General features: G+C 72.4%; 14 protein-coding genes. 6 read left to right on the top strand and 8 right to left on the bottom strand.

Translation table 11 applies throughout. The annotated features are described in order from the left end of the window. Positions 1–208: 208 nt before the first annotated feature. Genes ACZ7DY_RS19955 through ACZ7DY_RS19945 form a run of 3 tightly spaced genes read left to right on the top strand, consistent with a single transcriptional unit; the run spans position 209 to position 3,247 of the window. Complete coding sequence (locus ACZ7DY_RS19955) at positions 209–1,666, top strand: NCS2 family permease (RefSeq protein ID WP_471137055.1); 1,458 nt, start codon at positions 209–211, stop codon at positions 1,664–1,666. 44 nt (positions 1,667–1,710) lie between these two features. Next, positions 1,711–2,862, top strand: coding sequence for an XdhC family protein (locus ACZ7DY_RS19950; protein WP_471137053.1), 1,152 nt, complete (start codon positions 1,711–1,713; stop codon positions 2,860–2,862). Positions 2,863–2,905: 43 nt separating this feature from the next. Next, positions 2,906–3,247, top strand: a complete 342-nt coding sequence (locus ACZ7DY_RS19945) for a hypothetical protein (protein ID WP_471137052.1) — start codon at positions 2,906–2,908, stop codon at positions 3,245–3,247. Here the strand turns inward: ACZ7DY_RS19945 and ACZ7DY_RS19940 are convergent. After that, positions 3,204–3,671 carry an SRPBCC family protein gene (locus ACZ7DY_RS19940; protein WP_471137050.1) on the bottom strand — a complete coding sequence of 156 codons (468 nt, stop codon included), beginning with the start codon at positions 3,669–3,671 and terminating at the stop codon, positions 3,204–3,206. The two genes, ACZ7DY_RS19945 and ACZ7DY_RS19940, sit on opposite strands and share 44 nt — an antisense overlap. Before the next feature lie 99 nt (positions 3,672–3,770). Further along, positions 3,771–4,580 (bottom strand): polysaccharide deacetylase family protein, encoded by an 810-nt coding sequence (locus tag ACZ7DY_RS19935; protein WP_471137048.1) that lies wholly within the window; start codon positions 4,578–4,580, stop codon positions 3,771–3,773. A gap of 293 nt (positions 4,581–4,873) precedes the next feature. Here ACZ7DY_RS19935 and ACZ7DY_RS19930 point away from each other — a divergent pair, with 293 nt between their 5' ends. After that, positions 4,874–5,890 carry a hydroxyacid dehydrogenase gene (locus tag ACZ7DY_RS19930; RefSeq protein WP_471137046.1) on the top strand — a complete coding sequence of 339 codons (1,017 nt, stop codon included), beginning with the start codon at positions 4,874–4,876 and terminating at the stop codon, positions 5,888–5,890. Between the two features lie 38 nt (positions 5,891–5,928). Here ACZ7DY_RS19930 and ACZ7DY_RS19925 read toward each other — a convergent pair whose 3' ends face one another. Continuing rightward, positions 5,929–6,183: a DUF6332 family protein gene (locus ACZ7DY_RS19925; protein ID WP_471137045.1), complete on the bottom strand. Its 255-nt coding sequence runs from the start codon at positions 6,181–6,183 to the stop codon at positions 5,929–5,931. A gap of 118 nt (positions 6,184–6,301) precedes the next feature. Continuing rightward, the gene (locus ACZ7DY_RS19920) at positions 6,302–6,706 is read right to left on the bottom strand and encodes a MerR family transcriptional regulator (protein WP_471137043.1); all 405 of its coding nucleotides are present in this window, start codon (positions 6,704–6,706) and stop codon (positions 6,302–6,304) included. A 476-nt stretch (positions 6,707–7,182) separates the two neighbouring features. Between ACZ7DY_RS19920 and ACZ7DY_RS19915 the strand changes: the two genes are divergently transcribed. Together ACZ7DY_RS19915 and ACZ7DY_RS19910 are read left to right on the top strand one after the other, a co-directional pair. Continuing rightward, on the top strand, positions 7,183–8,688 hold the full coding sequence (locus tag ACZ7DY_RS19915) for a SulP family inorganic anion transporter (protein ID WP_471137041.1): 1,506 nt from the start codon (positions 7,183–7,185) through the stop codon (positions 8,686–8,688). A gap of 442 nt (positions 8,689–9,130) precedes the next feature. After that, the gene (locus ACZ7DY_RS19910; protein WP_471137039.1) at positions 9,131–10,444 is read left to right on the top strand and encodes an alpha/beta hydrolase; all 1,314 of its coding nucleotides are present in this window, start codon (positions 9,131–9,133) and stop codon (positions 10,442–10,444) included. 11 nt (positions 10,445–10,455) lie between these two features. On the opposite strand, the gene ACZ7DY_RS19905 is transcribed toward ACZ7DY_RS19910, so the two are convergent. The 4 genes from ACZ7DY_RS19905 to ACZ7DY_RS19890 form a co-directional block, all read right to left on the bottom strand. Then, complete coding sequence (locus ACZ7DY_RS19905; RefSeq protein WP_471137037.1) at positions 10,456–11,028, bottom strand: VanZ family protein; 573 nt, start codon at positions 11,026–11,028, stop codon at positions 10,456–10,458. 76 nt (positions 11,029–11,104) lie between these two features. After that, positions 11,105–11,497: a DUF2267 domain-containing protein gene (locus tag ACZ7DY_RS19900; protein ID WP_471137036.1), complete on the bottom strand. Its 393-nt coding sequence runs from the start codon at positions 11,495–11,497 to the stop codon at positions 11,105–11,107. A 118-nt stretch (positions 11,498–11,615) separates the two neighbouring features. Next, on the bottom strand, positions 11,616–12,554 hold the full coding sequence (locus ACZ7DY_RS19895) for a YihY/virulence factor BrkB family protein (protein ID WP_471137035.1): 939 nt from the start codon (positions 12,552–12,554) through the stop codon (positions 11,616–11,618). 416 nt (positions 12,555–12,970) lie between these two features. After that, positions 12,971–14,173 (bottom strand): MalY/PatB family protein, encoded by a 1,203-nt coding sequence (locus tag ACZ7DY_RS19890; protein WP_471137033.1) that lies wholly within the window; start codon positions 14,171–14,173, stop codon positions 12,971–12,973. Positions 14,174–14,314: the final 141 nt, after the last annotated feature.

The raw sequence follows: 14,314 nt of genomic DNA, 5'->3' as shown, positions 1-14,314 counted from the left end.
CACGCGGATCACGCAGTCTCTCCGAGCGGTGTGCGCCTCCCAGGAACGTCACACTTCCCTTCGCCCACACCGCTCGGAGCCCCAGCTCCCCCTCATGCCGAGGGAGACGTCGTTCGTCTCGGGCCGTCCCCCGGGTCGTGCAGCCAACGCACCATCCCAAATCCCGCGAATCGAGCGGGTGCCCCTGTGAACCTTGGGAGTAGGCACCATGACCCAGTCGTCAGTGGAGCCCAAGACCACCGCAGAGGACGCGGGCCCCGGCTCACGCGTCCCGGCCGGAAGGTCTTGGCTCGACCGGTACTTTCACATATCCCTCCGGGGATCCACGGTCGCGCGCGAGGTGCGCGGCGGTATCACCACCTTCATGGCGATGGCGTACATCGTCCTGCTCAACCCGGTCCTGCTCTCCGGCAAGGACGCGGCCGGGGACACCATGGGCCAGAAGGCCCTGATCACCGCGACGGCCCTCGCCGCGGCGGTCACCACGCTCCTGATGGGGTTCATCGGCAAGGTGCCGCTGGCCCTGGCCGCCGGCCTCTCCGTCTCCGGTGTGATCTCCTCGCAGGTCGCGCCCGAGATGACCTGGCCGCAGGCGATGGGCATGTGCGTGATGTACGGCGCCGTGATCATGCTCCTGGTGGTCACCGGGCTGCGCGAGATGATCATGAACGCGATCCCGCTCGCCCTCAAGCACGGCATCACCATGGGCATCGGGCTCTTCATCGCCATCATCGGCCTGGTCAAGGGCGGCTTCGTGCACCCGGGCAAGGCCACCCCGCTCTCGCTCGGCCCCGCCGGTGAACTCTCCGGCTGGCCCGTCCTGCTCTTCGCCGGCACCCTGCTCCTGATCTTCATGCTGCAGGCGCGCAACACCCCGGGCGCGATCCTGATCGGCATCGTCACCGGCACCGTCGTCGCCGTCGTGCTCAACGCGCTCGACGTCATCGACCCCAAGCAGTGGGCGAACGGCGCCCCCGAACTGCACGGCAGCGCGGTCTCGTCGCCCGACTTCTCCCTCCTCGGCGACGTCGAGTTCGGCGGCTGGGGCGAGGTCGGCGCGATGACCGTCGGCATGATCGTCTTCACCCTGGTGCTCGCCGGCTTCTTCGACGCGATGGCCACCATCATCGGCGTCGGCACCGAGGCCAACCTCGCCGACGAGAAGGGCCGCATGCCGGGCCTCTCCAAGGCACTGTTCATCGACGGCGCCGGCGGTGCCATCGGCGGCGTGGCGGGCGGCTCCGGCCAGACCGTCTTCGTCGAGTCCGCGACCGGCGTCGGCGAAGGCGCCCGCACCGGACTCTCCTCCGTCATCACCGGCCTGTTCTTCGCGGCCTGCCTCTTCTTCACGCCGGTCACCGCGATCGTGCCCCAGGAGGTCGCGTCCGCCGCGCTCGTCGTCATCGGAGCGATGATGATGATGAACGCCCGGCACGTCGACTGGGCCGACCGGGCCACCGCCATCCCGGTCTTCCTGACCGTCGTGCTCATGCCCTTCACGTACACCATCACCACCGGCGTCGCGGCGGGCGTCATCTCCTGGGTCGCCATCAAGGTCGCCCAGGGCAAGGCCCGCGAGATCGGTGCCTTCATGTGGGGCCTGACGCTCGTCTTCATCATCTACTTCGCCCTCAACCCCATCGAAGGATGGCTGGGCGTCCACTGAGGCGCTGAGCCCTCCACACACCCGTAGAGCCTGAGGAGGCCGAGATGCTGGACATCGCCGACGAGCTGAACCGGTGGGTCGAGCAGGGACGTGAATTCGCCGTCGCCACCGTGGTGGCGGTCGGCGGGAGCGCGCCCCGGCAACCGGGCGCCGCGCTCGCCGTCGACAGCGAGGGCACGGCGATCGGATCGGTCTCCGGAGGATGTGTGGAGGGCGCCGTCTACGAACTGTGCCGGCAGGCCCTCGAGGACGGCGAGACCGTCCTGGAGCGCTTCGGCTACAGCGACGAGGACGCCTTCGCCGTGGGTCTGACCTGCGGCGGCATCATCGACATCCTCGTCACCCCGGTCCGCGCGGACTCCGCGTCCCGGCCGGTTCTCGGCGCCGCGCTGGCCGCCTCCTCCGCGGGGGAGCCGGCGGCCGTCGCCCGCGTCACCTCCGGCCCTGCCGAGCTGCTCGGCCGGGCCCTGCTCGTACGGCCCACCGGCTCGTACGAGGGCGGCCTCGGCGGCCACCCCGAGCTGGACCGCACGGTGGCACAGGAGGCCCGCGCCCTGCTCGACGCGGGCCGCACGGCGACCGTGGAGATCGGCGAGGACGGGTCGCGGTGCGGCTCGCCGCTGGTCGTGCTCGTCGAGTCGAGCGTCCCGCCGCCCCGCATGATCGTCTTCGGCGCCATCGACTTCGCCTCGGCACTGGTCCGCATGGGCAAGTTCCTCGGCTACCACGTGACCGTGTGCGACGCCCGTCCCGTCTTCGCGACGCCCAAACGCTTCCCCGACGCCGACGAGATCGTCGTCGAGTGGCCGCACCGGTACCTGGAGTCCACCGAGGTCGACGGGCGCACCGTGCTGTGCGTCCTGACGCACGACGCCAAGTTCGACGTGCCGCTGCTCCACCTGGCGCTGCGGCTGCCCGTCGCCTACGTCGGCGCGATGGGTTCGCGCCGCACCCACGAGGACCGCAACAAGCGGCTGCGCGAGGTCGGGGTCACCGAACTGGAGCTGGCGCGCCTGCGCTCGCCCATCGGGCTCGACCTGGGGGCGCGTACGCCCGAGGAGACGGCCCTTTCGATCGCCTCGGAAATCGTCGCCCACCGCAGGGGTGGCAGCGGAGTCTCCCTGACCGGCGCGCACACCCCCATCCACCACGACGGCCCGCGCTCCCCTTCGGGGCGGATCGGGTCGGTCGCCTAGGTCTCAACGGCCGCGTGCGAGGGGGCTGTTGAGTTGAGCTGTCGTGACGCCGCGCGGGCCGGAGATCGTCCGGGCCGCGCGGCCTCTCGTCGTCCCTTCACGGGAGTCACGGGAGCATGCCGACGGCATCCTCATCCGCCGCGGTGAGTCCGCGCCGGGCCGCTTCGACATCGCCCGCGCCGCCGACAAGGAGCACCTCGCGTTCGGGCACGGCGTGCAGTACGGCGTCGGCGCGCCGTCGGCCCGCATGGCGGCGGCGATCGCCCTGCTCGCCCTCTTCGAGCGGTTCCCGCTCCCGCGCCCGGACGGGACGGCGGGCCTGGCCCGGCCCGTCGGGTCCTTCAGCGCGGACGGCTTCGACGCGGTGCCGGTCCGGCTGCGATGAGGCGGTCGGCGGCCCGTGCGAACATCCGCCGGGCCACGGCCGACAGCACCCCGTCGCAGAGCGCGGGCAGCCACCGTACGTGCAAGTCCTCGCGCCACACGACCGTGGACCCGGACCCGGCGGCGGGGTAGACCTCGATCTCCGCCCAGCCCGTCACGAGCGTCCCCCGCTTCTCCAGACGGCACCGGCCCGGCACGGTGCCGTCCGGCGGGCACCACTCGACGACCTCCATCACGTCGTCGAAGCCGAGCGGACCCAGCGCGCTGCGGGCCACGAAGACCGTGCCGGTACGGGTCGGCGGGGGAGTGCGCACGGTGACGCGCGTGAGCGGGACGACGTCGCCGTGCCGCTCCCAGGTGGTCAGCCTGCGCCATGTCTCGGCGGCGGGCAGGGGCGCGTCTCTGGTGATCTGGAAGATGGCCACACCCGTGAGCCTGCCAGGCCGGCGGCCGGTCGGCAGCCGGTCCAGCCGGCCGGCCGGGGCCGGGTCCGCGCGGGTCCGGGTCCGCGAGGGCCGGGGGGATCAGCGGTAGATCTTGCCCGGCTCGGCCTTGCCCGGGGCGAGCAGCTGGGGGACCGTCACGAAGACGTAGCCGCGCTTCTTCAGCTCGTCTATGACGCCGGGGACGGCCGGCACGGTGCCCTTGTATATGTCGTGCAGCAGGATGATGCCGTCCCGCTTGGTCTGGTCGACGACCCGCTTCTGTATCAGCTTGGAGTCATTGGTGGTGTAGTCCTTCGCGGTGACGGTCCACAGGACCTCCGCGAGGCCGAGCTCCTTGGAGAGCTTGTTGACGTCGTCGTTGGTGCGGCCCTGCGGCGGGCGCATCAGGGTCGGCTTCTTGCCGATGAGCTTCTCGATCGCCTGGTTGGGGCGCTCCAGCTCCTCGCGCGCCTCCGCCTCGTCGATCTTCGTCAGGATCTTGTGGGACCAGGTGTGGCTGGCGACCTCGTGCCCCTCGGCGTCCATCTGCTTCACGAGCTCGGGGTACTTCTCTATGTGGTTCTTGCCGAGGGTGAAGAAGGTGGCGTGGACCTGTCTGTCCTTGAGGATCTTGAGCAGTCTGGGCGTGTTCTCGCTCGGCCCCGCGTCGAACGTGAGCGCCACGCACTTCGCCTTGCGGCAGTCGACGGCGCCGACCTTGCCCTGGTCGGCGGCCTTGACGTCCGCGGCGGCGTTGCGGACCGAGCTCGGCGAGGTGGTGTCGAGCTTGGTGCAGCCGGTCAGGGCGAGGGCGAGGGTCGCACCCGCCGCGAGGACGGGGGCGCCGCGACGCAACCTCTTGGGCAGAGGCGTCGTCTTGCTGGCGGAAGGCGTGTTCAACGAGGACATGCGGCCACTATACATAGCGCGTATACACGTCGTGCATAGTGGCTGGGGCAGGGACGGGTGCGGGCTCGCCGGGTGCGGATCCCCCGGGCCGTGCTCGGTGCCGCCGATGTCGGGCCCACTGCCGCTCGTACTCGCCGAGGGGACCCCGGACCCGGCGGCGGCGACATGGACAAGGACGGGCACGGCAGCGCGTACCGATCGGGATCCGTGGTCATGATGAGCGGCAGGACCGGGTGCGAAGATCCGCCGCCGCACGCGTGACGGCGTCGCACCGCCCGCCCCGGAGGAGGAAGATGTCCCCGTCCCGTCGCCCCCGCGCCGCGCTCGCCATGTCACGGGAGGCCGCCGACGCCGTCCTGGAGCCGCCCGCCCTCGCCTCCCTCGCCGAGGCCACGGACCTCGAACCGCCGCCCGCGCTCGACGACTTCCGCACCGACCGCGCACGCTCGGTCCTGGCCGGCGCCGAACTCCTGGTCACCGGCTGGGGCTGCCCGCCCCTCACCGCCGACGTCCTCGCCGGCGCCCCACATCTGCGGGCCGTCGTCCACACGGCGGGCTCCATCCGCGGCCACGTCACCGACGCGTGCTGGCGGCGCGGCGTCGAGGTGTCCTCGGCCGCCGCGGCCAACGCGCTGCCCGTCGCCGAGTACACCGTCGCGATGATCCTGCTCACCGGCAAGCGCGTCCTGGAGAGCGCCCGCGACTTCCGCGCCTCGCGCACCGCGCCGGACTGGGCGCGCACCCCGCGCGACGTCGGCAACTACCGGCGTACGGTGGGCATTCTCTCCGCCTCGCTGACCGGCCGCCGCGTCATCGAGCTGCTGCGCCCCCACGACCTGCGGGTACTGCTCCACGATCCGTACGTGTCCGAGCGGGAGGCCGCCGCTCTCGGCGCCGAACTCGTCACGCTCGACGACCTCTTCGCGCACAGCGACACCGTGAGCGTCCACACGCCGCTGCTGCCCGCCACGCGTGGCCTGGTGAGCCGCGCGCTGCTCGCCGCCCTGCGCCCCGGGGCCGTCCTCATCAACACCGCACGCGGCGCGGTCGTCGACCAGGAGGCGCTGACCGAGGCCGTCACCGCGGGCCGCGTCCGCGCGGTGCTCGACGTCACCGACCCCGAAGTCCTGCCACCCGGCCACCCGTTGTGGGAGTGCGACGACGCCCTGCTCACCCCGCACATCGCCGGGTCCCAGGGCAGCGAGTGGCGGCGCCTCGCCGAACTCGCCGTCGACGAGGTCCGCCGCTGGGTCGCGGGCGACGGCTTCGCTCATCCCGTACGGCACGAGAGGCTGCCGTATCTCGCATGAGCGCTGCTGACATCCCTGCGCCCCTGGGTCCCTGCGCCTCAGCGGCCGGCGCGCCGGTCCCTGTCATGCCGCAGCAGTACGCGTACGAGGCGCCACAGGCCCGCGCCCCCTCCCAGGACCGTGCCGAGCAGGCGCTGGACCCCGTCCGCCCGCGACGGCAGATCCCAGAAGAGGGCGGGCGCCATGACCACGCCGAACATCAGGAGACCGACGGCCGCGGCGCTCACGAGCGCGAACATGATCTCGACCGTCATCGCGTCCTTCTCCCACCGCGACTCGCGCCCCCTGTCCATGGACGGAGTCTCGCACGGGGCGGTCGGTCAGTGGCCGAAAGGCCAAGAGCTTCGCGATGCCGTTGCGCTGAATCTCCGACGAGCCGGTGATGCGGTCAGGCGGTCAGGCGGCCAGACGTCAGGCGGTCGGCACCGGGGTGAGGCGTTCGCGCAGTGCGCCGGCGAACTCCTCCGCCCGCGCCAGCTGTTTGCGCAGGTCGGCGACGCGCTCGGCGGCGGCCTGCTCGAAGAGGCGTACGCGCGTCAGGAGTTCCGCGCGCTCGTCGCCCACCGGGGGCTCCGCCGCGTCGAGACGGTCGGTGGTGTCGAGCAGGTCCCGCATCTCGTCGAGGGTGAAGCCGAGCGGTTTCATCCGGCGGATCACCGTCAGCCGCGCGACGTCGGACTCGGTGTAGAGGCGGAAGCCGCCCTGCGAGCGGGCGGAGGGGATGACCAGGCCGGTGTCCTCGTAATGCCGGATGGTGCGCAGCGACAGCTCGGTCCGTGCGGCGACCTCGCCGATCTGCATGTGCTCACTGCTCACGCGGGCGCCTTTCCTCGTCTGCCACCGAGGCCGTGGGGGCCGACCTCGATCTCTACCCTAACGTTAGGGTAGAGTAAGTGATCGTCGGGTCGGCTCGGTGCCGGCCCTCACCCATGGTGCGGGACAGGTCGCCCCGCGACCGTGCGCCGTGCCGGGGCCGACGACACCCCCGTCCCCGTAACTTTTCCCGGCCGCCCCGGCGGAGGCCGATGCCAGCAGGAGAGAGCGTGCGCATGTCCGTGATGCCCGGCGTCTCCGTGGTGCCCGGCGCCGCCGCCTGCCCGCCGTGATCCTTCGCCCCTGAGCGGCGAGCAGGGCCCTTGGCGGACCGTGCTCGCCGCCGCCGTGACTTTCCGCCCGCCGTCGCGGGCCCCGCGGATCGCCGCCCCGGTCTTCCGCGCCGTTCCGTACGCCTGCCGGTGACGCCGCCCCGCGGTGCCCCCGGGCGGGCCCGAGTACGACAGGTTCCGCTTCTCTTGTCCTCCTCCGCACCGTCCCCGGCCGCCCGGCTGCGTGGCCTGCGCCCCGACTGGTTCTCCGACCCGAAGGTCTGGCGCACCGAGATCCTGGCCGGTCTGGTCGTCGCGCTCGCGCTGATCCCCGAGGCGCTCTCGTTCTCGATCATCGCCGGCGTCGACCCCGCGATCGGCCTGTTCGCGTCCTTCACCATGGCCGTGACGATCTCGATCGTCGGCGGCCGCCGCGCCATGATCTCCGCCGCGACCGGTGCCGTCGCCCTGGTCACCGCGCCGCTCAACCGCGAAGACGGCCTCGGCCACCTGGTCGCCGCGGTGATCCTCGCGGGCGCCCTCCAGATCGTGCTCGGCGCGCTCGGCGTCGCGAAGCTGATGCGGTTCGTGCCGCGCAGCGTCATGGTCGGCTTCGTCAACGCGCTGGCCATCCTGATCTTTCTGACCCAGGTCCCCGAGATGCACGACGTGCCCTGGCCCGTCTACCCGCTGACCATCGGCGGTCTCGCGCTCATGGTGTTCTTCCCGAAGGTCACGAAGGTGATCCCGGCGCCGCTGGTCTCCATCGTCGTCCTCACCGTCATCACGGTCGCCGCCGGGATCGCGGTGCCCACCGTGGGCGACAAGGGCGACCTGCCGTCGTCCCTGCCGATGCCGGGTCTGCCCGACGTGCCCTTCACCCTCGACACGCTCACCACCATCGCCCCCTACGCCCTCGCGATGGCGCTGGTCGGCCTGATGGAGTCCCTGATGACGGCGAAGCTCGTCGACGACATCACCGACACCCGCTCCTCCAAGACCCGGGAGTCCATCGGCCAGGGCATCGCCAACATCGTCACCGGCTTCTTCGGCGGCATGGGCGGCTGCGCCATGATCGGCCAGACGATGATCAACGTACGGGTCTCCGGCGCCCGCACCCGTCTCTCCACCTTTCTGGCGGGCTCCTTCCTGATGGTGCTCTGCATCGTCTTCGGCCCGGTCGTCTCCGACATCCCCATGGCCGCCCTGGTCGCCGTGATGGTGATGGTCTCCTTCGCCACCTTCGACTGGCACTCCATCGCCCCGAAGACCCTCGGGCGGATGCCCGCCGGGGAGATCGCCGTCATGGTGATCACCGTCGCGGTCGTGGTCGCCACCCACAACCTCGCCATCGCCGTCGTCGTCGGCTCCGTCACCGCGATGGCCGTCTTCGCCCGGCGTGTCGCCCACCACGCCGACGTGACGGCGGTCCTGGACCCCGACGGCACCCAGGTCGTCTACTCGGTCACCGGCGAGCTGTTCTTCGCCTCCTCGAACGACCTGGTCACCCGGTTCGACTACGCGGGCGACCCCGAGAAGGTCGTCGTCGACCTGACCTCCGCGCACATCTGGGACGCGTCCTCCGTCGCCGCGCTCGACGCGATCACCGCCAAGTACGCGCAGCGCGGCAAGCAGGTCGAGATCATCGGCCTGAACGAGCAGAGCGCGAAGATGCACGACAACCTCAGCGGGGAATTGACCGCGGGTCACTGAGGGCGCGGGGAGGGGCGGCTGAACCCGGGGGAGGTCAGGGGTGGTTGGCGCCTTCCCCTACGGGCCATTCCAGGGTCTTTCCGGATACCGGTCGGAGCTCACGGCGAGCGAAGATCGAGATCCGGGTGAGACGGAGGGGGCGGTCATGGTGGTGGACAGGCATGCGGCGGGTGGGCGGCGGCCAGGCTGCCCGCGCCGGCGGGGACGACGGCCGTCCGGGAAACGGTTCTTACGCGTGTGGGGCGCGGCGATCGCCGTGACGGTCGGCCTCGCTGGCGTGGGGATCACGACCGCGTCGGCAACGGGGGCGCCTGGGGGACGGGACGGCGCAGGGGCGACGGGTGCGGAACGGCCGCGCGGACCCGATGGCGCGGGCACGCGCATCGCGTGGAAGCCATGCGAGAAGGACGCGTCGGCCCAGTGCGGGACGCTCTCGGTGCCGGTGGACTGGGGGAAGCCGGACGGGCGACGTTTCGGCCTCCACCTGGCCCGCCGCGAGGCGACCGAGCCCGCCGCGCGCGTCGGCTCCCTGGTGTTCGGGCCCGGCGGCCCGGGGGATTCGGGCGTCGACCGGATCGTGGGCGAGGGCAACATGAACCGGTTCAGCGACCGGCTCCGCGGCCGCTTCGACATCGTCAGCTTCGACCCGCGCGGCGTCGGACTCAGCAACCCCGTCCGCTGCTCGCGCAAGCTCCTGGAGAGCCGCCCGCCGACGGTCATCAGAAGCCGGGCCACCTTCGACGCCACGCTGAAGTACAACCGCGCCCTGCGCAAGGACTGCGCCGAGCACACCGAGAAGGGGCTCTTCGACCACGTCGACACCCTCAGCATGGTGAAGGACCTCGACGCCGTGAGAGCGGCCCTCGGCGAGCGGTCCCTCACCTTCCACGGCAGTTCGTACGGCACGCTCCTCGGCGAGCAGTACGCGGAGCGGTACCCGAAGCGGGCCCGCGCCCTCGTCCTGGAGTCGGTCGTCGACCACAGCCTGGGCACCGAGGAGTTCCTCGCCACGCAGGCCGCGTCGCTGCAGGACTCCTTCGACGAGTTCGTGGCGTGGTGCGGGCGCACCGAGCGCTGCGCCCTGCACGGCTCGGACATACGCTCGCTCTGGGCGGGCCTGCTGGCCCGTGCCGAGCGCGGGGAGCTGCGGCACGAGGGCGCGACGCCGACCCCGTTCGACCTCAACGCCCTGGTGATGAAGCGCCTGTACGCCCCGGAGTGGGCGCGTCTCGCGGTGCTGCTTCGGCAACTGGACGAGGCACCGCCGCAGCCCGCCACGGCCGAGGAGACCGGGCCCGGGCCGGCCGCTCTCTGGCCGGCCGATCTCGGCCCCAACCCGTTCGAGATCTTCTGCCAGGACTGGAGCCTTCCGGTCCGCGATCACGCGGAGTACGCGCGCCAGTTGCGTCGCGTCGCGCGCATCGCGCCGGACATGCGCTACCCCCGGGCCCTCATGTCCGTCTCGGCCTGCCTGGGCGCCCCCGCCCCCGACAACCCCCAGCACCGGCTCAAGGCACGGAACACCCGCCCCGTCCTCCTGACCAACGCGGTCCACGACCCCGCGACCGGTTACAACTGGGCCACGCACGTCGCCGGACAACTCGGCCGCCACGCGGTCCTGCACACCTACGAGGGCTGGGGCCACGGCACGTACAGCAGCAGCCCCTGCGCCCGTGAAGCGGTCGACGACTACCTGATATCGCTGAAGACCCCGCCGCGCGGCAGCAGCTGCCCGGCCGTCGAACCGACCGGGTGAGGCGCCGGCCGTCAGGCGTCGACCGCGCCGCGGCGGGTGAAGCGGTGCCACCAGTGGCGCCGGCGGGGGTGGACCGCACGGCCCAGGCGGCGTCCGAGGAGGAGGTAACCCAGCAGGGCACCGAGCGTGTTGAGGATGACGTCGTCTATGTCGAAGGTGCGCCCGGTCACGAAGGCGCCCTGCGCCAGCTCGACGAGGACCATGGTCACCGCCGTGGCCAGCCCCACCCGCACCAGACCCCGGGTGCCCGGCAGGACCACGGGCAGCAGCAGTCCGAACGGCACGCCCAGCAGGATGTTCCCGCCGAGCTGTTTGACCGTGTCGCGGAACGCGGGCTCCGAGAGGTAGGCGTCGATGGAGTCGCCCGGCGTGAAGTTGCTGTGGGTCAGCGCCTCGGAGGCCGCCGACGGCTCCAGCGTCAGCCGGGCGAGGACCACGGCGAAGGCGACCATGACCACGAACGCCACCAGCATCGTCGCCGCCCGCGCCAGCGGAGACAGCGGCGCCGCGCGCCGGGGCGCGGCCCGCCGGGCCGCCGCTCTCTCGGCTCGCTCACTTGCCTTGGAACGACCTGTTCGTGCCATCAGTGCCTCCAGGAAGGGCCATGGCGATCGTGGCGATCGGGCTGTGCGGCCGGCGGCGTTGCGCGGGCCGCTCGGCTCATGCCGGTTCGGTGCGGCCGAACAGGCCCGCGTGCCCGGGCGGGAGCTGGGTGAGGATGCGGCGCAGCAGCGCGTCGTCCGCGGTCCCCGCGAGGGTGCCGAGTACGGCGGTGACGGCGCGGCGCGCCCCGGTCGCGTCGTCACCGGTGCGCGCGGCCACCGCGTCGACGAATTCCACGGGGGTCAGCGGCTCGCTGGCCGGCTCCGCCCCGGCCAGTACGGACCCGCACTGCTCGGGGAGCAGTCGGGCGAGGTCGGTGCGGTCGTCGCCCACGAGATGGGCGCCGAGGATCGCCAGGACGTTCTCGACCGCCCCCGCCGCCTGCTGGCGACTGGCGAAGTCACCGCGCTCCTGCACCTGGTCCAGCAGTACTTCCAGAGATGTACCCATGCCGACTCCGTGCCTCATTGGTCCGGTTCTTGCTCCGGTTACCCGAGCCGGGCGGGCTGATGCGTGCCGGGGGTCCGCGGCCGCGGGGGCCGCAGGCGCGGACCCGGCGGCGGGCGCCTCACCGCACGGTGGCCCGCGCGCGGTCCATCTCCACCGTGAACTGCGCCCCGGCGAGCAGCGCCAGATTGGAGACCCACAGCCACACCAGGAAGACGACGACGCCCGCGAGGGAGCCGTACAGCTTGCCGTACGCCCCGAACCCGGACGCGTACAGAGTGAACAGGCCCGAGGAGAGAAGCCAGAGCAGCGCGGCCAGTACGCCGCCGGGCAGGATGTGGCGCCAACCGCGCGCCTCGGTCGGCGCGTTGCGGAAGAGCACGAGGACGAGCAGCGCCACCAGGCAGACCAGCGCGGGCCACCGCAGGACGGCCCACGCGGTCGTCCCCGCGTCGCCGAAGCCGACGCGCCGCCCCACGCTCGCCGCGACGGAACCGCTGAGCACCAGGAGCAGCGCGCTGGCGACCAGCAGCGCGAGCAGCGTCAGTGCCGTCATCACCACGCGGTGGCCCTTGCGCCAGGCGGGCCGGGTGTCCTCGACGCCGTGCATCGCGTGCAGCGCGCGCCGGAACACGGCCGCGTAACTGGAGGCGGACCACAGGGCGCTGACCCCGCCGGCGATCACCACCGTGAGCGCCGCCGAGCGCGCGTCCGCCATCTCGCTGAGCGCCGCGTGCAGGGAACGGCCGGACTCGGCGGGCGCCCAGTCCGTGACCTCGGCTATCAGCGCCTGCGTGGTGCCGGGGCTGACCAGGCTGATGAGGCTGACGGTGACGAGCAGCGCCGGGAGGAGGGCGAGTATCGCGTAGTACGTCAGCGCCGCCGCCCAGTCCGACACGTCGTCGTCCCACATCGACACGGGCGTGCGGCGCAGGGCGGTACGGCGCATGGCCCAGGCCGAGGGAGCGTCTGTGCCGTCGGGGGCGGGGGAGGAGCCGGCGCCGCGGCCGCGCGGGAGCCGGGGGGCCGCTCCGTGCACGGGGTGCGGTGGAATGTCCATGGGGGCTCCTTCGTGCGTACGGCGGCGCGGATGCGCTTCTTGTTCCCTTGTCCTTGTGCCCCTGCTCGGTTCTTGTGCCCCCGCCGGGACGCGACGCACGGGTAAGGGCGCGGTCGGCGTGAGAAAAGGCGGGAGTTGCCGGGGCGGGACACCGTCGCCGTGGGCGCCGCCATGTGCCCGGGACGACAGAAGCCCCGGACTCAGGGATACGGAGTCCGGGGCTTGTCCTGAGCGCTGGGCAGGCCTTGCACCTGCATTTCCCCGCAGGAAGCGGGGCGTCTTTCCTTGGACGACCAACGCCTGTCCCCCGACCGGAAGTCCGGCGCGAGGTGGCAATGACGATCTTAGTACATGGTGGCCGGTGCTCCGTACCGGGCCGGTCGCGGCGGCGGGCCGGGTGGCAGCCTGACGGTGGGTCACCGGAGCGGGTGCGTCTCCCGGACGGCCGCCGCCATCCTGCGCACGCCCTCGGTCAGGATCTCCGGGGACGTGGCCAGGTTCAGGCGGACGTGCCCCGCGCCGCCGGAGCCGAAGTCGGTGCCGGGACTGAGCGCGACCCGGCCCCGCTCCAGGAAGACGGCCGCGGGGTCGTCGCCCAGGCCGAGCCCGCGGCAGTCGAGCCAGGCCAGGTAGGTGCCCTGGCCCGGGCGGTGGCGTACGGCGGGCAGGTGCGCGCGCAGCAGCTCGGCCAGCAGGCGCCGGTTCTCGTCGAGCCCGGACAGCAGCGCGTCCAGCCAGGGGCCGCCCTCCCGCAGGGCGGCGGTGTGCGCGATGACGCCGAGGTGGCTGGGGCCGTGACCGACTTCCTCGGGAAGGCGCGCCAGGTCGTCGGCGGACTCGGGGCCGGCGACGGCGAGGGCCGCCTTGATGCCGGCCAGGTTCCAGGCCTTGGAGGCGGAGACGAGCGACAGGCCGTTCTCGGCGCCCGGCACGCTCAGCCAGGGCACGAACCGGGTCCCGGCGGCCACGATCGGCGCGTGGATCTCATCGACGACCACCCGCACCCCGTACCGGCGCGACAGCCGGGCCGCTTCGGTGAGTTCGGCGCCGGTGTGCACGGTCCCGGTCGGGTTGTGCGGGCTGCACAGCAGGTATACGGGCCGCCTGCCCGGTCCGGCGGCACGGCGGAACGCGGTCTCCAGGGCGGCGAAGTCAATCCGGCCCCGGTCGTCCAGCGGCGCCTCGACGACGGTTCGGTCGGCGTTCCGTACGAACTGGTAGAAGGGCGGATACACCGGGCAGTTGACGATGACGGGGTCGCCGGGGTCCGAGACCAGCTTGAGCATCTCGACGATGCCGAGCATCACGTCGGGGACGATCGCCGTACGTGCGGTCGCCACACCGTCCCATCCCCAGCGCCGCGCGGCGAAGCCGGCGAACGCCTCGGCATAGGCGTGGCCCGCCGGATACCCCGTGTCACCGCGCTCCACCGCATCGAGGATGGCCCGCGCCACCGGCTCGGCGAGCGGCACGTCCATCTCCGCCACCCACAGCGGCAGGACGTCGTCCGGATACGTTCTCCACTTCATGCTCGTACGTTCCCGCAGCCGCTCCAGGGACAGCTGCCGCAGCGGACCGGGGGTGCGGGGCGCGTCGGGACGGTTCGGCGAGTGATCCATGGCCCGAGGGTAGGCAGTGCGGGGCGGCCGCGGACAGAGCCGCCGCGGTGGGCACCGATCATCCGGTGTTAATCCAGTGGAACCCGAGCCGCCGCGTGGCCCACACTTGACTCCAGAACGTCACGGGTGGCAACCACTCCG

Source organism: Streptomyces sp. NPDC037013 (assembly GCF_055607265.1).
This window is presented reverse-complemented; position numbering and strand designations above follow the sequence as displayed.